This is a genomic window from Pseudomonas sp. 44 R 15, from assembly GCF_900004965.1.
Classification (GTDB): Bacteria; Pseudomonadota; Gammaproteobacteria; order Pseudomonadales; family Pseudomonadaceae; genus Aquipseudomonas; species Aquipseudomonas orientalis_A.
The window spans coordinates 4,848-25,616 of record NZ_CVTU01000100.1 but is presented as its reverse complement, the minus strand read 5'-3'; the positions used below and the strand labels follow the sequence as shown (position 1 = coordinate 25,616).

The following is a 20,769-nucleotide window of genomic DNA, read 5'->3' as shown; positions in this document are numbered from 1 at the left end:
GCAAATGATGACCCTGGATACCTGGCTGCTGTTCAGTGGGGCTGCATTGATCGTGATCCTGATTCCAGGGCCACTGTCGCTGCTGATGATCAGCAACAGCCTCAACTACGGCCTGCGCCGCTCGTACCCGGCGTTTTTGGGCGGAGTGTTTGCGTCGATCTGCCTGTTGAGTGCTTCGGCCTTGGGTCTGGGGGCCTTGTTGCTGGCCTCGGAACAGCTGTTCAGTGCCTTGAAAATCGTCGGCGCGGCCTATCTGTTTTATCTCTCCTGGCAGAGCTGGCAGCAATCGCGCCAACCGAACCGGGGCGCCGTAATGCCTGCGGCCACGGCAACACCCCGGTTCCGCACGCTATTTGGCCGGGCCTTTGTCCTGGGTGCCAGCAACCCTAAGGACATTCTGTTTTTCGCGGCCTTCCTGCCGCAGTTTCTCAATAGCCAGCAGGCTTTCCTGCCACAGTTGTTGACCATGATCGCCACCTGGACGGTGCTCGACCTGCTGTGCAAGCTGGCCTACGGCCTGGGTGCCCATGGCGCAGCGCGTTACTTGCGCAGCGGTTCGGGCCAGAGCTGGTTCAACCGTATCAGCGCCGCGCTGTTCGGCGGCGCCGGGGCGGTATCGCTGATTAATCGATAGGGACCAGTTTGATGAAGTAAACGCTTGGAGGCACTTCCCCAAAGGTAGGCCACTGAATGCCCGCCATTATCCGAACCAGACGATTTTCCTGCAGTGCGGTTTTCACCTCGACGGGTAATGACGGGTCTGCGTGGAACCAGCGATTATCAAGCCTGGCACCGATTTTGATGCTGCCCTTTTCAACCCACTGGAAGGCCACGTAATACAGTTGGGTTGGAGAGTTGGGATGGGTAGCGATCAATTCCTGTACGGTTTTTTTCCCGTAGCGTGTCACCGAGATATCCCGAAAATCGAAGCCCTGCGACGTCAGCACTGCCTTGACTGCCGCGATTTGCGCAGTCTGCCTATCGGCCACAACCGCTTTACCACCGCGCTGGAGCTTAGGGTCTGGCCTGACCGTGAAGTCTACCCGCGTGAAACCAGGCGCCTTGCCATCGTAACCGATGTGTATGAACTCTCGATCCAGATCGTGAGGACGCAATAGGCGCAGCAAATCATCCGTCTGGCCTGGCTTGGCAGGGCGTGTGGGTAGCCAATCGTCGATCGCCGCACGCACGTTGAGCATATGACCGGCCGTTGCCGGGCGCTTTGGACCTGATAACTCAATCACCCTCTCGACGGTGAATGCCCGGCTATGGCGGGTCATGGTGGGGAAGGACGAACTCACGTAGTCCGTCAAAGGCCTGTCGAACAGTGGGGCATGGACCCGCCATTCACGGGCTTGAACATATGACACCGGAAGAGGCTGCTCAAGCAGCGCCGTCGTCGTCCAGCGCTCAATGTCCACCCCCGCCAACGAAACCAGCGGCTCATTTTTGTAAATAAACTGAATGCCATTCGATGGAGCCGAATTGCCCTCGGGAAGCAGCCTGAAATAACTGCTCGCCGGATCCATAAGGCCGGAATTGGGGGGAGCCGCCCGAAGGACATTGTGAGGGTATCCGCGCGCATCCTGCGCAATATGGAACACCCCGGCAGACGGAGAATGCGATATCGGCCCTACCTCATGAGGTGGAATGCGCCACTGCTGCCAATGGGTAGCCGTCGAGACTGATTGCAGAATCGTGTTTGGCACAGCATCGCGCGAGGCCCTGGAGGGGTTCCAGTCGGATTGCGGCCCAGGCACTCTCCACGGGCTGAGGACGCCGGAACTGGGGCCCGGTTGTGGCGCATCCGCCCCCAGCAGCCATTCATGGGGCTGCTCGATGTGTAGAATCAGCTCATCTTCGCCCTGGCTATTTTTCAGGCGCAGCCCCCGGTCGTTCTCGCGTGTGTATACCCGGTAAACATCTTTACCCTCGCGGATAAACTGCTGGCCCTCTTTCACATACCGACCTTTACCGCCCGGCCCCGCCAGTTCAACGGCCCCGTCCAAACTGCCAAAGGACTGGAAGTGGTTCAGCAGATGAGGTGGTTTGATCGGTGACGGTTTCAGGCCGGCATGTGTACCCGGGAGGATTCGTTGATGACGATGCAAACGCCCCAGAGCGCCACGCGAAACGCGCGCGCCTTTTGAGGAGGGCGCAAAGGATGTCAGCACGTCTATGAATGCCATCATCGTCAAGAACACCACATCCACAGCGTCATGGGCTGACCCGCTGAAATGAAAGCGCCGCGCGGCTAGCAGCATTTCATAAAGGCTGACGCCAACGCCCAGCACCGGGACAAAACCCAGCAGACCGCGAATCGTCGCGTCGCGCTGCTCCCCCAGACGTAGCTCGCGGTAGTGCTCAAGTGCTTGGGAAGACTGGGATTGGGCTTGGGTACGACGTTGCAGATCGAACACCTGCGCATGGGCCAACAACGCCATGGCATTACCCGAGTGGGTGGGTGCAGCCGCTAACCAATGTTCAGGCTGCGACTCAATCTGCTCTTTGATCAACGCCTCGACACTGGCCGGGTCTACCCCCGGCGTCTTTGGCGGGGCCGCGAAAAACTTCACGATCTCAGTAAACGCACTATAGAAGGCGGGCAGGACTGGCTGAAGCGAGTGTTGCTCGCGAGGCAGTACCTGCAGGTCTTCACCGGGGTAACTGTCCAGCGCCTGCGCCTCCCAGCCAGGCGCCACCTGACGCGCCAACGCCTTCTGGTTTTCGGGCCGTGCACCGACAAGATTCAAGGCCTTCTGCGCTTCGCCCAAACTGGCATAGGCGACAATCACCTGGCTGGCCGCCGCCATGGGCCAATACACCACACAGAGCCCTGAGGACTGGTCATGAATAAATAACAGGCCGGCGATGTGCCGATCATGTGCCGGGGCAGCATCCATCAGCCGCAGAACCGCCAACTGTAGGTCGAACCCCTCTTTTTTCAGGTCACTTGCCGACCGGGCTGCCATCGCCAGGGTAAACAGACGCTGGGCTTTATCACTCAAGCCTTGCTGGGCTGCAGAGTACAGCTGCATGTGGGCACGCTGTTGCAAAGCCCTATAGATCAGGGCCTGCGAGAGGCCTGGGGACGTGGCCTGAGCAGACGCCGACGGATAAAATGCTTTGATGATCAACTTGTCGTACTCGCCACCCAGATCGAGCGAAGACAGGGTGTCGATCAGATAACGCACGCTCAAGCGCTCTTTCCAGGCCGGCTCCAGCCATTTTGCCCGGTTCAACCGCCAGCGGGTCCAGGGCGCCTTGGGGTCGAGGTTGTGCAACGCCAATTGCAGGAGACTGAAGGTCGTTCGCCGTTGGCTGACGACCATTTTTATATCGCGATCGCCCACTGCGCACTGGCTCGACCAGCTGCACAATTGGGAACTGACATCATCGGGCATATCAAACAGAGGCGTGTCGATATCCAGCTGCGGGCAAACCCCGTCCTGGGTCAATCGCGCAATCAACGCAGTCCGGGCGAATGACTCCAGGCTCGGCAAGTCCAGCCATAGTTTGCGCTCCACCGCAAAGGCATTCGTCAGATAGCGGCGTGACAACCGTCTGTAGTGCTTTCGCTTACGGGTTGAAGCACTACCCAACCACGACGGGAGTTTTTTGGCCTGAGTGGCGGCGACCTGCAGCAGGTTGATATTGGCCAGTGCCAGGGTGCGAGCATCATTGGCCGGTACTTGCAGGCACTCGAACAACTCCTGGGCCAGCAACATACGGCTTAACTGCGGATCGCTCACCTCACTGAACAACCGAACACCCGTGCCCACACGCTTGTTCAACGCAACGTAATGTTGCATCAGTTTAATGAACAGGTCCTTGAGCATCGTGCGCTTGATGGCCTCGTAGCTCACTCCCAATGGCGTGTCCTTGGGCACCCCATGGACCCAGCGCCGCGCCGCCGCGCGGTGATCACGCCCGATGCAGCGCCACAACACGGAGCCATCGCGGCTTTTCAGGCTGGCATTAAGGCTCTTGGCAAAAGCGTTCAAGTTATCAAAGGGCACAAGCCCGCCGTACAGGCCCGTCACGTATAACAACACTGAGTGTGGCCGATCAGGGTAAGCCTGGGCCTCATGGGTGGTCACGAGCAACGCGCCCAGCAACGGGTACGAAGGGCCGGACTCGCTGCCGACGGTTACCTGCAATACACAGGTATCCGTTGCGTTGTCGCCGGGGACCCAAGACTCACTCAACACCGTGTTCAATCGCTTCAGGTGCGCGGCAGGCAATAGGCTCAACTGCTGCAGCATCTGGGCTTCCAGAAGCAAAGCCCGGCCCAGGGCCGTCCCCACCAATGAACCGCGATTAGACGTACCCAAAGGCTGCTCAAGCCAGAACGCCTTCTGAAACATGCGCTCGTGCGGGCCATGAGCCCACTGACTCGCTGCACTCACGTGTTCCTGCCAACGCTGTTCAAGGCTCAAGAAGTCTTGATAAGGCTGGCTGCTTTTGCCCATATCCGTCGGATCCAACAACGCCATCAGGCCTTTTTCGTAACGTTTGAGTTGCGCTTCACGGGTCTTGAAGGCGAGGTCCGAGGTCAGGCTTGCACACACAATCTCATGGCTACGGCGCTGACGATCCCATTCCGGCAAGGCGTCCAGGGCCTTTCCCAGCAACAGGCTGCGTGCCAGCCTGCGGCGGCCCTTTTCGATGAACTTGAGCAAGCGTTTCACATCGGGAGCGCTGAACGTCCCCGCACCTTGAACGCCCACTGCCGCAGGGTTGATCGACAAGGCACAGGCCACCTCGTTATCCCACTGCCCCTCCAGCAGCTCGGTTGCACTGGCGAGCAACGCATCTTCCTGGTGCACACCGATAAGCTGAAGAGTGAACGCCAGGGGCACCGCGCTTGGCATGTCACACAGTTCATGCCAACGACGCAGTGGCAAACACTGCCAAAGGACCTGGCTCAACGGGCCATTGACCAGCACTGGCAAATCACATTGCATTCGGTACCAGGAACTGAACTCGTAAAACTCGCAAGTCAGGCCGGGCAGGTAAATCACGTGGGGTGAGTCCCCCGCGATGTCATCACGATAAATATGCAAAGCACCCGGCACAGGCACCAGCGCCTGATTGGTGCCAGGCCACGCCAGTGCGCTCACTTGAATACTTGCCCACTCCCCTCCCGCCCGGCGGCGCGCGGCGGCGCCCGGAATCTCCATGACGTTGCGGACCATGGCAAAGCCGCAATCCGACAGTTGGTAAACACGATGTGCGAGCAGTGCATTCTCGGCGAACAACGACTTTCGCAGCTGCACCCAATGCTGCTTGCGTGTCAGCCAGGATCCATAGGCCAATTGCTGCCAATAATCTCGTTCAGCCGCCTCAATCTGACGGAGCAGTTTCAACGCCTTCACGCGTTCCAGCGCATCCCGGGCGGTAAACGACAACGCCCGTGCAGGTTGGTCCTTGATGCACAATGAAGTGAACTGGTTAATGTTGAGCGGCACATCAGGCTCAATGAGAAGCGCCAGGGCTTTTTCGGTCAGGTTATTGACCTTCCGGGGAAGGGGCGGCGGTCGGGATTCGGTGAACAGCAGCGTATCGGGGTCCAGAGCGAAGGCCTTGCGTAAGGCCCCGCGGATAATGCCCAGGACCCGCGGCGCACGCCCAACCAAACCTTTCAAGGATTTTGCCGCCTCTCTGGCCCTGGTTTGTGCTTCACACAAGCGATTGATTTCATGACTGGGCTGCGTGACCGCGTTGAGCCGTCGGGTCAACAGTATGCGAATCGCCGCGTCACGCTCCGACTCAGAGGTTTGCGGGTCATCAAAATCAAGCGCTTGGGCCGCGGCGGCCTCAGCGGCCAACCAAGCGGTGTTGTCGGTACTCATGGCAGACTGTTCCGTACAGAAAAGCCGAGCCTAGGCACCTGGGCCGCCAACGGTGCGTTATATAGTTGGGTGGCGCGCAGCCCCGTCAGAATAAAAAAAGCCCGCAGTGTGCGCGGGCGAAAAACCAACGAAGAGCATTGGGGGTGTGAAGCGAGGTGACGACTCAGCTACCGCGATACGTGGAGTAGCTGTAAGGGGAAATCAACAGCGGTACATGGTAATGCTCTTGCTCGGCGCTGATGCCGAAGCGTAATACCACCACATCCAGAAAGGCCGGTTCGGGCAACGGAACACCGCGGGCGCGGTAGTAATCACCAGCATTGAATTGCAGCTGGTAGACACCGCTGCGGTAGTCGTCGCCTTGCAGCAGGGGCGCGTCGCAGCGGCCGTCGCTATTGGTCACGGCGCTACCCACCAGTTCAAGCTGCGCGCCTTCGACGCGATACAGCTCGACCTTGATCGCGCTGCCGGGGCAGCCGTGTGCGGCGTCCAAAACGTGTGTGGTCAAACGTCCCATGGCGTCATGCGCCTCCCGAAGTCAGTAAAAGAGAATCCGCACTCTTTCAGGGCAGCGAAAAAGCCGGCGATGACCGATTAAGACACTTTCTACAGAAATTGTACACAATAAAATCGACAGCACTCCCCTCCACTGTAGGAGCGAGCTTGCTCGCGAAAAACGCCAACGATAACGCGGACTTTCAGGATAAAAAGTGGCGCCCTCTGGTCTTTCGCGAGCAAGCTCGCTCCTACAGTAGGCTTTTTCATTTTAACCTGACCACTTAGGCAAGTTTCTTGCAGACAGACTGTTCAGAAAAAATGCACAAATGCAGGCTTACAAAGTTTGCGATAAGTTGTATACAATCACTCATCGCTGTGACGCCACCCAGTCTTTCCACTGCCCGGCCGCCACACACACCTGCTACCACGAACAAGAAGGAAGACTGCAGTGAGCGCTGACTACCCACGCGACCTGATCGGTTACGGCAGTAACCCTCCTCACCCTCATTGGCCGGGCAAGGCACGCATTGCGCTGTCGTTCGTACTCAATTACGAAGAAGGCGGCGAGCGCAATATCCTGCATGGCGACAAAGAGTCCGAAGCGTTTCTCTCGGAAATGGTCTCGGCCCAGCCGCTGCAAGGCGCGCGCAACATGAGCATGGAGTCGCTGTACGAATACGGCAGCCGTGCCGGGGTGTGGCGCATCCTCAAGCTGTTCAAGCAATTCGACATTCCGCTGACCATCTTCGCCGTGGCCATGGCTGCCCAGCGCCACCCGGATGTGATCCGCGCCATGGTTGCCGCCGGCCACGAGATCTGCAGCCACGGCTACCGCTGGATCGACTACCAGTACATGGACGAGGCCCAGGAGCGCGAGCACATGCTCGAAGCGATCCGCATCCTCACCGAACTGACCGGCGAGCGCCCATTGGGCTGGTACACCGGGCGCACCGGCCCCAACACCCGACGCCTGGTGATGGAAGAAGGCGGCTTCCTGTACGACTGCGACACCTACGACGACGACCTGCCCTACTGGGAACCCAACTCCCCTAACGGCAAGCCGCACCTGGTGATCCCTTATACCCTGGACACCAACGATATGCGCTTCACCCAGGTGCAGGGTTTCAACAAGGGCGATGACTTTTTCGAGTACCTCAAGGACGCCTTCGACGTGCTGTATGCCGAGGGCGCCGAGGCGCCGAAGATGTTGTCCATCGGCCTGCACTGTCGCCTGATCGGTCGCCCGGCGCGCCTGGCGTCGCTCAAGCGCTTTATCGAATACGCCAAAAGCCATGAACAGGTGTGGTTCACCCGCCGCGTCGACATCGCCCGGCACTGGCACGCAACCCACCCGTTCACGGGAGCCGCCAAATGACCACGTTTCAGACACTGACACCCTCGACCCTGAGCCGTGACGCCTTCGTCCAGGCCTTCGCCGATATCTACGAACACTCGCCATGGGTCGCCGAAAAGGCCTATGACCTGGGCCAGGACACGTCGATCGACCAGATCGAAACCCTGCACCAGCGCATGAGCGATATCCTGTTGAGCGCTGATCATCAAAGCCAGTTGGCCCTGATCAACGCTCACCCGGACCTGGCAGGCCGCGCCGCCGTCCAGGGCCAACTGACCCAAGCCAGCACCGATGAACAGGCTGGCGCGGGGATTCACCAATGCACGGCCGAAGAGTTCTCGCGCTTCACCGAGCTGAATGAGGCCTACAAGGCCAAGTTCAAGTTTCCCTTCATCATGGCGGTAAAAGGCAGCAACCGGCACCAGATCCTCGCCGCGTTCGAAACGCGCATCCACAACTCGACTGAAGCCGAGTTCAAGTGCGCGCTGGACGAGATCAACAAGATCGCGCTGTTCCGCTTACTGACCCTCTAAACGACCATCCCCAGCCACTCTATCCAAGGCAGACAAGAAGAATGAAAGCGCAACCCTTACCTTTCGAGAAGTTCGTCAACCTCGCCGACGCCCGCCTGGGCACCAAAATCATCTCCGTGACCGATGACTGGTTCGCCGACGCCAACCGCCTGTTCCAGCCGACCCCGGCTGTGTGGAAGGAGGGCGTTTTCGATGATAACGGCAAGTGGATGGACGGCTGGGAGTCGCGCCGCAAGCGCTTCGAAGGCTACGACAGCGCGGTGATCCGCCTCGGCGTACCGGGTTCGATCAAAGGCGTGGACATCGACACTTCATTCTTCACCGGCAACTATCCACCATCGGCGTCCCTGGAAGCCTGCTTCCTGGTTTCGGGCGAGCCTGACGAGAACACCCAATGGGTGGAAGTGCTGTCGGCCGTCGAACTGCAAGGCAACAGCCACCACTACCACGAGATCAACCACGCGCAGGCGTTCAGCCACCTGCGCTTCAACATCTACCCGGATGGCGGCGTGGCCCGTCTGCGCGTGTACGGCGTGCCGTTCCGCGACTGGTCCGCCGTGGGCGACAACGAACAGGTCGACCTGGCCGCCGCGCTCAATGGCGGTCGTGCCCTGGCCTGCTCCGATGAACACTTCGGGCGCATGAGCAACATCCTCAACCCGGGCCGTGGCATCAACATGGGCGACGGCTGGGAAACCGCGCGTCGACGTACGCCAGGTAACGACTGGGTGATCGTCGCGCTGGGGCACCCCGGCGAAATCGAAAAAATCATCGTCGACACCCTGCACTTCAAGGGCAACTACCCGGACACTTGCTCGATCCAGGGCGCGTTCGTCAAAGGCGGCACCGACAGCCAGATCGAGACCCAATCGCTGTTCTGGCGCGAACTGCTGCCGGCGCAGAAGCTGGAAATGCACGCCGAACACACCTTCGCCGAGCAGCTCAAGGCGCTGGGCCCGATTACCCACATCCGCCTGAATGTGTTCCCGGATGGCGGTGTGAGCCGTCTGCGCGTATTGGGCAAGGTTGCCAAATAGCACCGCATGATCGTTCCCACGCTCCGCGTGGGAATGCATCCCGTGACGCTCCGCGTCACCAAGAGCGGACGCAGAGCGTCCAGGGCAGCGTTACCACGCAGAGCGTGGGAACGATCCAACACAGCATCCGGATAAGAAGACAGCCATGCGCACACTGATGATCGAACCCCTGACCAAAGAAGCCTTCGCCCCTTTCGGAGACGTTATCGAAACCGATGGCAGCGATCACTTCATGATCAACAACGGGTCGACCATGCGCTTTCACAAACTGGCGACAGTCGAAACGGCACAGCCCGAGGACCACGCCATCATCAGCATTTTCCGCGCCGACGCGCAGGACATGCCGCTGACCGTGTGCATGCTGGAACGACACCCGCTGGGCAGCCAGGCCTTCATTCCGCTGCTCGGCAACCCCTTTCTGATCGTGGTCGCGCCCCTTGGCGATGCACCTGTATCAGGCTTGGTCCGCGCCTTCGTCACCAACGGCAGGCAGGGCATCAATTACCATCGCGGCGTCTGGCACCACCCGGTGCTGACGATCGAAAAGCGGGATGACTTCCTGGTGGTTGATCGCAGTGGCACAGGCAATAACTGCGATGAGCATTTTTTCAAAGAGGATGAGCGTTTGATCCTTGCCCCCCACCAATAAGAGAAGGCCGGATCACCCGACAACAAGGGTGACAGGCGAGAGGTAAAGACTGTGGAAGCACATCTGTTGGAATGGCTGAACCTGAGCGTACGCTGGGTTCACATGATCACTGGCGTCGCCTGGATCGGCGCTTCGTTCTATTTCGTCTGGCTGGAAAACAACCTCAACCGCGTCAACCCCAAAAGCGGCCTGGCCGGTGACTTGTGGGCGATCCACGGTGGCGGTATCTACCACCTGGAAAAGTACAAACTGGCCCCGCCGACCATGCCGGACAACCTGCACTGGTTCAAATGGGAAGCCTATTTCACCTGGATGTCGGGCGTCGCGCTGCTGTGCGTGGTGTTCTACTGGAACCCGACCCTGTACCTGCTGGCCCCCGGCAGCAGCCTGAGCGGCACCGAAGGCGTCTTGCTGGGCATCGGCTCACTGTTCGCCGGCTGGTTCATCTACTCCTTTCTCTGCGACTCGGCCCTGGGCAAGCGCCCTGCCCTGCTCGGCCTGATCCTGTTCGTGCTGTTGATCGCGGCGGCCTACGGCTTCAGCAAGGTGTTCAGCGGCCGTGGCGCCTACCTGCATGTGGGGGCGGTGATCGGCACGATCATGGTCGGCAACGTGTTCCGTATCATCATGCCCGCCCAGCGCGCACTGGTGGCGGCCATTGCCGAGAACCGCACGCCGGACCCGGCACTGCCGGCCAAAGGCTTGCTGCGCTCACGGCACAACAACTACTTCACCCTGCCGGTGCTGTTCATCATGATCAGCAACCACTTCCCGAGCACCTACGGCAGCCAATACAACTGGCTGATCCTCGCCGGGATTGCCGTGGCGGCGGTGCTGGTGCGGCACTACTTCAACACCCGGCACAACAGCCAGAAGTATGCCTGGACCTTGCCGGTGGGCGCGCTGGCGATGATCAGCCTGGCCTACGTGACCGGGCCCAAGCCCGCGCCGGAAGTGGCCAAGGCACCGGCAGCCATCGAGTACCAACCCCTGCCGGAAACCGCCTTGGGGGGTGGCTTGAAACCGGCCGCGCCTGCCGCACCGGCCGCTGAACCGGCACCGGCCCAGGCCGGCACGGACTTCGGCCAGGTGCACCATGTGATCGAGCAACGTTGCACCGTGTGCCATTCGGCCAAGCCCACCAGTCCGCTGTTCAGCACGGCACCGGCGGGCGTGATGTTCGACACACCGGAGCAGATCCAGCAGCAGGCTGCACGCATCCAGGCGCAGGCCGTGGCGAGCCAGATCATGCCGTTGGGCAACATTACTCAAATGACCCAGCAGGAAAGAGACCTGATCGGCACCTGGATCAACCAAGGAGCCCGCACCAACTAATTGATTCACACAGTTCCAATGTGGGAGGGGGCTTGCCCCCGATTGCAGTGTGCCAGCCAGCACATCTGTAACTGATCCACCGCCATCGGGGGCAAGCCCCCTCCCACATTTGGTCCTGCTGTGTTTTGAATATTGCGCTCCACACAACACAACAATAAAAAGATCCGAGGTGTTGCATGTCCCAGTTAGAAACGCAGACTCCTGCCGCGCCCGCCATGGTGCGGCTGCCCCTCTTGCAACTGATTCTGGTAGGCCTGCAACACGTCTTGCTGATGTACGGCGGCGCCGTCGCCGTGCCCTTGATCATTGGCCAGGCCGCAGGCTTGAGCCGTGAGGAAATCGCTTTCCTGATCAACGCCGACCTGTTGGTCGCCGGTATTGCCACCCTGGTGCAGTCGTTCGGCATCGGCCCGGTGGGCATTCGCATGCCGGTGATGATGGGCGCCAGTTTCGCCGCCGTCGGCAGCATGGTCGCCATGGCTGGCATGCCCGGCATCGGTTTGCAGGGCATCTTCGGCGCGACCATCGCCGCCGGGTTCTTCGGCATGCTCATCGCGCCGTTCATGTCCAAGGTCGTGCGCTTTTTCCCGCCGCTGGTGACGGGTACGGTGATTACCGCCATTGGTTTGTCGCTGTTCCCCGTGGCCGTAAACTGGGCCGGTGGCGGCAGCGCGGCCGCTACGTTCGGCTCGCCGGTGTACCTGGCGGTGGCCGCGCTGGTGCTGGCCACTATCCTGCTGATCAACCGGTTCATGCGCGGCTTCTGGGTGAACATCTCGGTGCTGATCGGCATGGGCCTGGGTTACGCATTGTGCGGCGTTATCGGCATGGTCGACCTCAGCGGCCTGGCCCGGGCGCCGTGGGTGCAGGTGGTGACACCGCTGCACTTCGGCATGCCCCGGTTTGAGTTGGCACCCATTCTGTCGATGTGCCTGGTGGTGGTGATCATCTTTGTCGAATCCACCGGCATGTTCCTCGCCCTGGGCAAGATTACCGGCCAGGAGGTCACGCCAAAAATGCTGCGTCGCGGCCTGCTGTGTGATGCCGGTGCGTCGTTCTTCGCCGGGTTCTTCAACACCTTCACCCACTCCTCGTTCGCGCAGAATATCGGCCTGGTGCAGATGACCGGCGTGCGCTGCCGCTCGGTCACCATTATGGCCGGGGTGTTTTTGATCGTACTGAGCCTGTTGCCCAAGGCCGCCTACCTGGTGGCCTCGATTCCGCCGGCAGTGCTGGGCGGCGCGGCCATTGCCATGTTCGGCATGGTGGCGGCGACCGGTATCAAGATCCTGCAGGAGGCCGACATCGCTGACCGGCGCAACCAGTTGCTGGTGGCGGTAAGCATCGGCATGGGCCTGATCCCGGTGGTGCGCCCGGACTTCTTCGCGCAATTGCCGGTGTGGATGAGCCCAATCACCCACAGTGGCATCGCCATGGCCACCCTCAGCGCGTTGTCGCTGAATATCCTGTTCAACATTCTCGGCGGTGCCGAGCGCCCTGCCGTTGAGCACGTCCACACCTGACGCACGCCCCATTGTCGCCCTGAGCGCGCTGTAACGGCGCACTTGAGCCCCGACGTGGGAGCCAGTATTCTCCGCGCCCGCTTGAATCGACGGTTTTTTACCGCCTTGGCGCGGCTTTTGCTGTAGCCATAAAGCTGACCAACCAGACGAGTTTTTCAGCCAATCCAAAGGCGCCGTGTCAGAGCGCCAGATGAGAAAAAACATAAAACTTTAACTCGGGAGCACCGAATGAAACCTATGTTCAAAGGCCTGATGCTGGCGGGATCCCTGCTGGCCGGTGGCCAAGCCGTGGCCGGTGATGTGTTGCAGTGGCAAAACAACAGCCTGACCTATCTGTGGGGCAAGAGCTTTACCGTCAACCCGCAGATCCAGCAAACCGTCACCTTCGAACATGCAGACGCGTGGAAGTACGGCGACAACTTCTTCTTCCTCGACCGCATCTTCTACAACGGCAAGGAAGACGGCAACGTCGGTCCGAATACCTACTACGGCGAGTTCAGCCCGCGTTTGTCATTCGGCAAAATCCTCGACAAGGACCTGTCATTCGGCCCGATCAAAGATGTCTTGCTGGCCTTCACTTACGAGTTCGGCGAAGGCGATAACGAGTCGTACCTGCTGGGCCCGGCGTTTGACTTGAATATTCCGGGTTTCGACTACTTCCAGCTGAACTTCTACCAGCGCCAGACCGAAGGCAACCGCCCGGGTGACGGCGTGTGGCAGATCACTCCGGTGTGGTCGTACACCATTCCCGTGGGCAGCTCCGATGTGTTGATCGACGGTTTCATGGACTGGGTGGTGGACAACGACAAGAACGCCCGTGGCACTTATCACGCCAACCTGCACTTCAACCCGCAGGTCAAATACGACCTCGGTAAAGCGCTGCATTGGGGCGACAAACAGTTGTACGTAGGTTTTGAATACGACTATTGGAAGAACAAGTACGGGATCGAGGACTCGGGCGCGTTCAAAACGACCCAGGACACCGCAAGCTTCCTGGTCAAGTACCACTTCTGATCAAACACCGCAGTTCAAATGTGGGAGGGGGCTTGCCCCCGATGGCGGCGATTCAGTCACAGATACTGTGAATGACACACCGCTATCGGGGGCAAGCCCCCTCCCACATTCAGCTCTCCACATTCAGCTCTGCGTCAGGCCGAGGAATCGGATGATTTCCTCACGTTTGGCCAGCGCATCCTTGCGCCCCAATTCGATCAGTTCGCTGCAATACCCTGCCTCGAACAGCAAGTAACTCAACACCCCCGCCCCACTGGTTTTGGTCGCCCCCGGCCCACGCAGGAACATGCGCAACGCCGCCGGCAATTCCTGGCGATGGCGTGCCGCGATTTCATCGATCGGCTGGCTGGGCGCAATCACCAGCACCTCCACCGACGCCAGCTCGGGCGAGACATCGCTGAATTGATTCAAGCGCTCCAGCAATTCGATATCGCTTTCCAGGCTGTCAATGAACGTGCTGTTGAGCATGTGGCCGCCGATCTGCGCCAGGGTCGGCTCCTGGCCGGTATAGGTGCGCGGCATCGAGGGTTCGTTGCCGCGCGGGTTACCGCTGACGCCGACCACCAGCACGCGGCTGGCGCCCAGGTGCAGGGCCGGGCTGATCGGGGCCGACTGGCGCACGGCGCCGTCACCGAAGTATTCCTGGTCGAGTTTCACCGGGGCGAACAGCAAGGGAATCGCCGAGCTGGCCAGCAAGTGCTCAACCGTGAGTTGCGTCGGCACGCCGATGCGCCGATGGCGCAGCCAGGCCTCGATGGTGCCGCCGCCTTGATAGAAGGTCACCGCCTGCCCGGATTCATAGCCGAACGCGGTGACCGCCACGGCGTGCAGATGCTGGCCCCGAATGGCTTCATCAATTCCCGCCAGATGCAGTTTGTCCTGCAGCAAATCGCGCAGCGGTGAACTGTCGAGCAACGCCACCGGAAACCGCCTGCCCAGGCCCAACAGGCTATGAAACAGAAAACGACTGGCCTGGCGGATCACGCCCGGCCAGTCGCTGCGCAGCACCAGATGGCTGCGAAAGCCCTGCCAGAACGCGGTAAGGCGTTCGATAGCGGCGGTGAAGTCCGTCGCGCCACTGGCCAGGGTGACCGCATTGATCGCCCCGGCCGACGTGCCGACGATCACCGGAAAGGGATTGGGCGCCCCCGGCGGCAGCAACTCGGCAATCGCCGCCAACACCCCTACCTGATACGCCGCACGCGCCCCACCGCCGGAAAGAATCAAGCCTGTGACCGGTTCGGCTGGGCGCATTGCGTCACTCCATGTGGCAAAAAATTGGGCTTAACAACGTCACATCATTGTAGGAGCGAGCTTGCTCGCGAAGATCGCCAATGATTACGCGTACATCCTAGGTGAACGCGGTGCTATTGGGTTTTTCGCGAGCAAGCTCGCTTCTACAGTGACAGCAGGGTTATCGACGGCGTTTTTCGTACAGCTTGGGTTCGCCCGGTGGCCGGCTCTTGAAGCGCCGGTGGGTCCACAGGTATTGCTCGGGGCAGTCGCGCACCGAGGCTTCGACCCATTGGTTGATGCGCAGGCAGTCGATTTCGTCGGTTTCCCCTGGGAAATCGGCCAGCGGTGGATGGATCACCAAGCGGTAACCACTGCCATCGGCCAGGCGTTCCTGGGTGAACGGCACCACCAGGGCCTTGCCCAGGCGCGCGAACTTGCTGGTGGCCGTTACCGTGGCGGCCTGGATACCGAACAGCGGCACGAAGATGCTTTGCTTGGCGCCGTAGTCCTGGTCCGGTGCGTACCAGATCGCACGGCCGGCACGCAGCAGCTTGAGCATGCCGCGCACGTCGTCGCGCTCCACCGCAAGCGAGTCGAGGTTGTGGCGCTCGCGGCCACGGCGCTGGATAAAGTCGAACAGCGGGTTGCCGTGCTCGCGGTACATGCCATCGATGGTGTGCTTCTGCCCGAGCAGGGCAGCGCCGATTTCAAGGGTGGTGAAATGCAGGGCCATCAAAATGACGCCCTTGCCTTCCAGATGCGCTTGCCTCAAATGCTCCAGGCCCTCGACATGGGCCAGGCGCGCCAGACGCGGCTTGGGCCACCACCAGCTCATCGCCATCTCGAAAAACGCGATACCGGTAGAGGCAAAATTTTCCTTGAGCAGGCGTTTGCGCGCTTTGGCGGATTTTTCCGGGAAACACAATTCCAGGTTGCGCGCAGCGATGCGGCGACGTTCACCGGCCACGCGATACATGCCGGCGCCCAGCAGGCGACCAATGGTCAACAGCACGCGGTACGGCAGTTGGGTGACCAGCCACAACAGGCCCATCCCCAGCCATAATGGCCAAAAACGCGGGTGAAGAAATACAGCTCGAAAACGCGGGCGATCCATTACAGATTCCGGTAAAGACAAGGGCCGCGCATTCTACAACGGTTCGACTCGGCTTGCGGCGGGTGAGTGTTCTCGTTATAAGTCTCGACACTTTTCGTGACAAGCCGCTTTCGCCGACCATGAGCCAAACCGAACCGCTAGACCAAGATCCCGTGTTCCAGCTGAAAGGCAGCATGCTCGCCATTACCGTGCTGGAACTGGCCCGCAACGACCTTGATGCCCTTGACCGCCAACTGGCCGCCAAGGTCGCCCTGGCGCCGAATTTTTTCAACAATGCCCCGCTGGTGCTGGCCCTGGACAAACTGCCAGCAGGCCAGGGCGTCATCGACCTGCCCGGCCTGATGCGCGTGTGCCGCTCCCATGGCCTGCGTACCCTGGCCATTCGCGCCAGCCGTATCGAGGACATTGCCGCGGCCATCGCTATTGAACTGCCAGTATTGCCGCCGTCCGGTGCGCGCGAGCGTCCGCTCGAACCATTGGTCGGTGAAGAGAAGAAAAAACCGGAAAAACCACCTGAACCCTTGATCAGGCCTACAAAGATCATCACCTCGCCCGTACGCGGCGGACAGCAGATTTACGCCCAGGGCGGCGACCTTGTGGTGGTCTCCTCGGTCAGCCCCGGCGCGGAACTTCTTGCCGACGGCAACATCCATGTATACGGCCCGATGCGCGGCCGCGCCCTGGCCGGCATCAAGGGTGATACCAAAGCGCGTATTTTCTGCCAGCAGTTGACCGCTGAGTTGGTTTCCATCGCGGGTCAGTACAAGGTTTCCGAAGATCTGCGCCGTGATCCGCTATGGGGCGCTTCGGTACAGGTCAACCTGTCGGGCGATGTGTTGAACATCATCCGTCTTTAACGGATACTGCCGCATTTTCCAAGCATCTCTAGACTCTGATAGCAAAGCGAAACCGGCAATACTTGCGTAGGACTATTTGGAAGTTGGCGTTTCCCCTGGGCAAACCCTGGCTTTTCCCTACAAAGGCTGTCCGCCTGCAGCGAGTTTCAAGAGATGTTTTTCAGGGACCGAAAGTCCTTTTTCCTTAGGGGTGAAACACCTTGGCCAAGATTCTCGTGGTTACATCCGGCAAGGGTGGTGTGGGTAAGACCACCACCAGCGCCGCTATCGGTACCGGCCTCGCTTTGCGCGGCCACAAGACAGTCATCGTCGACTTCGACGTCGGTTTGCGTAACCTCGACCTGATCATGGGCTGCGAACGCCGCGTGGTGTACGACTTCGTCAACGTGGTGAACGGCGAAGCCAACCTGCAACAGGCCCTGATCAAGGACAAGCGCCTTGAGAACCTGTACGTGCTGGCCGCCAGCCAGACCCGTGACAAGGATGCGCTGACCAAGGAAGGCGTAGGCAAAGTCCTCGCCGAGCTGAAAGAAACCTTCGAATACGTGGTATGCGATTCCCCGGCCGGCATCGAAACCGGTGCTCACCTGGCGATGTACTTCGCCGATGAAGCCATCGTGGTGACCAACCCGGAAGTGTCCTCGGTACGTGACTCCGACCGCATGCTCGGCCTTCTGGCCAGCAAGTCCAAGCGCGCCGAAGAAGGCCAGGACCCGATCAAGGAGCACCTGCTGCTGACACGCTACAACCCTGAGCGTGTCAGCAATGGCGAAATGCTCGGCGTTGAAGACGTCAAGGACATCCTCGCCGTGACCCTGCTGGGCGTGATCCCGGAATCCCAGGCCGTCCTGAAGGCTTCCAACCAGGGCGTGCCGGTGATTCTTGACGACCAGAGCGACGCCGGCCAGGCGTACAGCGATGCCGTCGATCGTCTGCTGGGCAAGACCGTGGAACACCGCTTCCTCGATGTCAAGAAGAAGGGATTCTTCGAGCGTATCTTTGGAGGCAACTAAACAATGAAATTTCTCGACTTCTTTCGCGCCAACAAAAAACCAAGTACCGCATCGGTCGCGAAAGAGCGTCTACAGATCATCGTGGCGCACGAACGCGGCCAACGCAGTACCCCGGACTACCTGCCAGCCTTGCAGAAGGAACTGGTCGAGGTCATCCGCAAGTACGTCAATATCGGCAACGATGACGTGCATGTCGCCCTGGAAAATGACGGCAGCTGCTCGATTCTGGAACTCAATATCACCCTGCCTGATCGTTGATCGAACAGGCGGCCGCCACGGCGGCTCTGCGACCTGGCTCCTCCCCCCGTAGGAGCGAGCTTGCTCGCGAAGAACCTGAGGCCACCGCGTTTCACCTGAATGAACGCGGTGCCGTCGAGTTTTTCGCGAGCAAGCTCGCTCCTACAAGGTGAGGGGGCAGTCAGTGGAGCCGCCGTTGGCGTTTGTTACGAGGCTGTTTAATGCCGCTGTCCAACATCCATATCCTGCATCAGGACGACGCTGTCCTGGTGGTGAACAAGCCGACCCTGCTGCTCTCGGTGCCGGGCCGCGCCGACGATAACAAGGACTGCCTGATCACCCGCCTGCAGGAAAACGGCTACCCCGAAGCCCGCATCGTTCATCGGCTCGACTGGGAAACGTCCGGCATTATCCTGCTGGCCCGGGATGCCGATAGCCACCGCGAACTGTCCCGCCAGTTTCACGACCGCGAAACAGAAAAGGCCTACACTGCCTTGGCATGGGGCCAGCCGGAACTGGACAGCGGCAGCATCGACTTGCCCTTGCGCTATGACCCACCGACCAAGCCACGCCATGTGGTGGATCACGAATTCGGCAAACATGCGCTGACCTTCTGGAAAGTGCTGGAGCGTTGTGGCGACTGGTGCCGCGTCGAACTGACGCCGATCACCGGGCGCTCGCACCAGTTGCGCGTGCATATGCTGTCCATCGGGCATCCGCTGTTGGGTGACGGCCTGTATGCCCACGAACAGGCCCTGGCTGCCTGGCCGCGCCTGTGTCTGCACGCGAGCATGCTCGGCTTTACTCATCCGCAAAGCGGCGAACGCCTGCGCTTCGAGTGCCCAGCACCCTTTTAAGTTGTGAATGCAGTCAAATGTGGGAGGGGGCTTGCCCCCGATAGCAGTGTGTCAGTCAACAGATTCAGTGACTGACACTCCGCCATCGGGGGCAAGCTCCCTCCCACATTTGTTCTGTGCACTTCTGGCCCTCGAACGGTAAACTCCGCGCATTGCTGTCTGGAGCTATTTATGCGCGATGCGTTGAATCAAGGCCTGATCGACTTCCTCAAGGCCTCCCCTACTCCTTTTCATGCCACTGCCGCCCTCGCCCAGCGCCTGGAAGCGGCCGGCTACCAGCGTCTCGACGAGCGCGACACCTGGACCACCGAAGCCAACGGTCGCTACTACGTGACCCGTAACGACTCCTCGATCATCGCCTTCAAACTGGGCCGCCACTCGCCGCTGCAAGACGGTATCCGCATGGTCGGCGCCCACACCGACAGCCCGTGCCTGCGGGTCAAGCCACAGCCCGAGCTGCAGCGCCAGGGTTTCTGGCAGTTGGGCGTGGAAGTCTACGGCGGCGCATTGCTGGCCCCGTGGTTCGACCGCGACCTGTCCCTGGCCGGCCGCGTGACGTTCCGGCGCGACGGCAAGGTCGAAAGCCAACTGATCGACTTCAAGCTGCCGATCGCGATCATTCCCAACCTGGCCATTCACCTGAACCGTGAGGCCAACCAGGGATGGGCGATCAATGCCCAGACCGAACTGCCGCCGATCCTCGCGCAATTTGCCGGTGACGAACGCGTGGACTTTCGTGCCGTGCTTACCGAGCAACTGGCACGCGAGCATGGGCTCAATGCCGACGTGGTGCTCGACTACGAGCTGAGCTTTTACGACACCCAAAGCGCAGCCGTGATTGGCCTGAACGGCGACTTCATCGCCGGCGCGCGCCTGGACAACCTGCTGTCGTGCTATGCCGGGCTGCAGGCCCTGCTCACCAGCGACACCGAAGAAACCTGCGTGCTGGTGTGCAACGATCACGAAGAAGTCGGCTCCTGCTCGGCCTGCGGCGCCGATGGCCCGATGCTGGAACAGACCCTGCGCCGCCTGCTGCCAGAAGGTGAAGAATTCGTACGCACCATTCAGAAATCCCTGTTGGTGTCTGCGGACAATGCCCACGGTGTGCACCCGAACTACGCCGAGAAACACGACGCCAACCACGGCCCCAAGCTCAACGCCGGCCCGGTGATCAAGGTCAACAGCAACCAGCGCTACGCCACCAACAGCGAAACCGCCGGGTTCTTCCGCCACCTGTGCATGGCCCAGGAAGTACCGGTGCAGAGCTTTGTAGTACGCAGCGATATGGGCTGCGGCTCGACGATAGGCCCCATCACCGCCAGCCACCTGGGCGTGCGCACCGTCGACATCGGCCTGCCGACGTTTGCCATGCACTCCATTCGCGAGCTGTGCGGCAGTCATGACCTGGCACATCTGGTGAAGGTGCTGGGTGCGTTCTACGCGAGCCGCGACCTGCCCTGATTCGATGGGCTAAATGCGATCCAAATGTGGGAGGGGGCTTGCCCCCTCCCACATTTGGATCGCAGACCGGCAAATGATACCGGTCGGCTCTAAGGCCGCCGCGCTTTTGATCTTGATCTTAGGCGCCCCGTTAAACCACGCTGGCCGAACGCAGGCTTGAATTCGTGGGTAACCCGGCAGGACGCCGGGTTAGCCG

General features: G+C 60.4%; 17 protein-coding genes. 13 read left to right on the top strand and 4 right to left on the bottom strand.

The features are described 5' to 3' along the window. Positions 1-7: 7 nt before the first annotated feature. Positions 8-634 carry a LysE family translocator gene (locus BFP93_RS17415; protein WP_065887951.1) on the top strand — a complete coding sequence of 209 codons (627 nt, stop codon included), beginning with the start codon at positions 8-10 and terminating at the stop codon, positions 632-634. On the opposite strand, the gene BFP93_RS17410 is transcribed toward BFP93_RS17415, so the two are convergent. Together BFP93_RS17410 and uraH are read right to left on the bottom strand one after the other, a co-directional pair. Further along, complete coding sequence (locus BFP93_RS17410) at positions 624-5,855, bottom strand: dermonecrotic toxin domain-containing protein (protein ID WP_065894006.1); 5,232 nt, start codon at positions 5,853-5,855, stop codon at positions 624-626. The two genes, BFP93_RS17415 and BFP93_RS17410, sit on opposite strands and share 11 nt — an antisense overlap. A 163-nt stretch (positions 5,856-6,018) precedes the next feature. Next, a complete protein-coding gene (uraH, locus tag BFP93_RS17405) occupies positions 6,019-6,372 on the bottom strand; it encodes a hydroxyisourate hydrolase (protein WP_065894005.1) in 354 nt (117 codons plus the stop codon). A gap of 429 nt (positions 6,373-6,801) precedes the next feature. Between uraH and puuE the strand changes: the two genes are divergently transcribed. The 7 genes from puuE (at position 6,802) to BFP93_RS17370 (ending at position 13,798) form a co-directional block, all read left to right on the top strand. Beyond that, on the top strand, positions 6,802-7,728 hold the full coding sequence (gene puuE, locus BFP93_RS17400) for an allantoinase PuuE (RefSeq protein WP_065894004.1): 927 nt from the start codon (positions 6,802-6,804) through the stop codon (positions 7,726-7,728). Continuing rightward, the gene (uraD, locus tag BFP93_RS17395) at positions 7,725-8,240 is read left to right on the top strand and encodes a 2-oxo-4-hydroxy-4-carboxy-5-ureidoimidazoline decarboxylase (RefSeq protein WP_065894003.1); all 516 of its coding nucleotides are present in this window, start codon (positions 7,725-7,727) and stop codon (positions 8,238-8,240) included. The genes puuE and uraD overlap by 4 nt, the downstream gene beginning before the upstream one ends. A gap of 41 nt (positions 8,241-8,281) precedes the next feature. Continuing rightward, complete coding sequence (alc, locus tag BFP93_RS17390; protein WP_065894002.1) at positions 8,282-9,277, top strand: allantoicase; 996 nt, start codon at positions 8,282-8,284, stop codon at positions 9,275-9,277. Between the two features lie 145 nt (positions 9,278-9,422). Then, the gene (locus BFP93_RS17385; protein WP_005789953.1) at positions 9,423-9,926 is read left to right on the top strand and encodes an ureidoglycolate lyase; all 504 of its coding nucleotides are present in this window, start codon (positions 9,423-9,425) and stop codon (positions 9,924-9,926) included. A gap of 51 nt (positions 9,927-9,977) precedes the next feature. Then, positions 9,978-11,261 (top strand): urate hydroxylase PuuD, encoded by a 1,284-nt coding sequence (locus BFP93_RS17380; RefSeq protein WP_065894001.1) that lies wholly within the window; start codon positions 9,978-9,980, stop codon positions 11,259-11,261. A gap of 176 nt (positions 11,262-11,437) precedes the next feature. Further along, on the top strand, positions 11,438-12,784 hold the full coding sequence (locus tag BFP93_RS17375) for a nucleobase:cation symporter-2 family protein (protein WP_065894000.1): 1,347 nt from the start codon (positions 11,438-11,440) through the stop codon (positions 12,782-12,784). A 228-nt stretch (positions 12,785-13,012) separates the two neighbouring features. Continuing rightward, complete coding sequence (locus BFP93_RS17370; protein WP_065887943.1) at positions 13,013-13,798, top strand: outer membrane protein OmpK; 786 nt, start codon at positions 13,013-13,015, stop codon at positions 13,796-13,798. A gap of 123 nt (positions 13,799-13,921) precedes the next feature. Here the strand turns inward: BFP93_RS17370 and BFP93_RS17365 are convergent, their stop codons facing one another. Together BFP93_RS17365 and BFP93_RS17360 are read right to left on the bottom strand one after the other, a co-directional pair. After that, entirely contained in the window at positions 13,922-15,052 is a 1,131-nt protein-coding gene (locus tag BFP93_RS17365) for a patatin-like phospholipase family protein (RefSeq protein ID WP_065893999.1), read from the bottom strand. A 160-nt stretch (positions 15,053-15,212) separates the two neighbouring features. Beyond that, complete coding sequence (locus BFP93_RS17360) at positions 15,213-16,148, bottom strand: lipid A biosynthesis lauroyl acyltransferase (RefSeq protein WP_065893998.1); 936 nt, start codon at positions 16,146-16,148, stop codon at positions 15,213-15,215. Between the two features lie 119 nt (positions 16,149-16,267). Here BFP93_RS17360 and minC point away from each other — a divergent pair, with 119 nt between their 5' ends. The 5 genes from minC to BFP93_RS17335 all read left to right on the top strand — a co-directional run bounded on the left by minC (position 16,268) and on the right by BFP93_RS17335 (position 20,573). Then, positions 16,268-17,005: a septum site-determining protein MinC gene (gene minC / locus BFP93_RS17355; protein ID WP_065887940.1), complete on the top strand. Its 738-nt coding sequence runs from the start codon at positions 16,268-16,270 to the stop codon at positions 17,003-17,005. Between the two features lie 200 nt (positions 17,006-17,205). Beyond that, on the top strand, positions 17,206-18,018 hold the full coding sequence (minD, locus tag BFP93_RS17350; protein WP_065887939.1) for a septum site-determining protein MinD: 813 nt from the start codon (positions 17,206-17,208) through the stop codon (positions 18,016-18,018). 3 nt (positions 18,019-18,021) lie between these two features. Then, the gene (gene minE / locus BFP93_RS17345) at positions 18,022-18,276 is read left to right on the top strand and encodes a cell division topological specificity factor MinE (protein ID WP_003175252.1); all 255 of its coding nucleotides are present in this window, start codon (positions 18,022-18,024) and stop codon (positions 18,274-18,276) included. 200 nt (positions 18,277-18,476) lie between these two features. After that, positions 18,477-19,112 carry an RluA family pseudouridine synthase gene (locus BFP93_RS17340; RefSeq protein WP_065887938.1) on the top strand — a complete coding sequence of 212 codons (636 nt, stop codon included), beginning with the start codon at positions 18,477-18,479 and terminating at the stop codon, positions 19,110-19,112. Positions 19,113-19,283: 171 nt separating this feature from the next. Beyond that, positions 19,284-20,573, top strand: coding sequence for a M18 family aminopeptidase (locus tag BFP93_RS17335; protein WP_065893997.1), 1,290 nt, complete (start codon positions 19,284-19,286; stop codon positions 20,571-20,573). Positions 20,574-20,769: the final 196 nt, after the last annotated feature.

What these genes read in the sequence shown, in the direction of transcription:
- BFP93_RS17415 (WP_065887951.1), top strand. Translation starts at nt 8, where the DNA reads ATGACCCTGGATACCTGGCTGCTGTTCAGTGGGGCTGCATTGATCGTG.
- BFP93_RS17410 (WP_065894006.1), bottom strand. Translation starts at nt 5,855, where the DNA reads ATGAGTACCGACAACACCGCTTGGTTGGCCGCTGAGGCCGCCGCGGCC.
- uraH (WP_065894005.1), bottom strand. Translation starts at nt 6,372, where the DNA reads ATGGGACGTTTGACCACACACGTTTTGGACGCCGCACACGGCTGCCCC.
- uraD (WP_065894003.1), top strand. Translation starts at nt 7,725, where the DNA reads ATGACCACGTTTCAGACACTGACACCCTCGACCCTGAGCCGTGACGCC.
- alc (WP_065894002.1), top strand. Translation starts at nt 8,282, where the DNA reads ATGAAAGCGCAACCCTTACCTTTCGAGAAGTTCGTCAACCTCGCCGAC.
- BFP93_RS17385 (WP_005789953.1), top strand. Translation starts at nt 9,423, where the DNA reads ATGCGCACACTGATGATCGAACCCCTGACCAAAGAAGCCTTCGCCCCT.
- BFP93_RS17375 (WP_065894000.1), top strand. Translation starts at nt 11,438, where the DNA reads ATGTCCCAGTTAGAAACGCAGACTCCTGCCGCGCCCGCCATGGTGCGG.
- BFP93_RS17370 (WP_065887943.1), top strand. Translation starts at nt 13,013, where the DNA reads ATGAAACCTATGTTCAAAGGCCTGATGCTGGCGGGATCCCTGCTGGCC.
- BFP93_RS17365 (WP_065893999.1), bottom strand. Translation starts at nt 15,052, where the DNA reads ATGCGCCCAGCCGAACCGGTCACAGGCTTGATTCTTTCCGGCGGTGGG.
- BFP93_RS17360 (WP_065893998.1), bottom strand. Translation starts at nt 16,148, where the DNA reads ATGGATCGCCCGCGTTTTCGAGCTGTATTTCTTCACCCGCGTTTTTGG.
- minC (WP_065887940.1), top strand. Translation starts at nt 16,268, where the DNA reads ATGAGCCAAACCGAACCGCTAGACCAAGATCCCGTGTTCCAGCTGAAA.
- minE (WP_003175252.1), top strand. Translation starts at nt 18,022, where the DNA reads ATGAAATTTCTCGACTTCTTTCGCGCCAACAAAAAACCAAGTACCGCA.
- BFP93_RS17340 (WP_065887938.1), top strand. Translation starts at nt 18,477, where the DNA reads ATGCCGCTGTCCAACATCCATATCCTGCATCAGGACGACGCTGTCCTG.
- BFP93_RS17335 (WP_065893997.1), top strand. Translation starts at nt 19,284, where the DNA reads ATGCGCGATGCGTTGAATCAAGGCCTGATCGACTTCCTCAAGGCCTCC.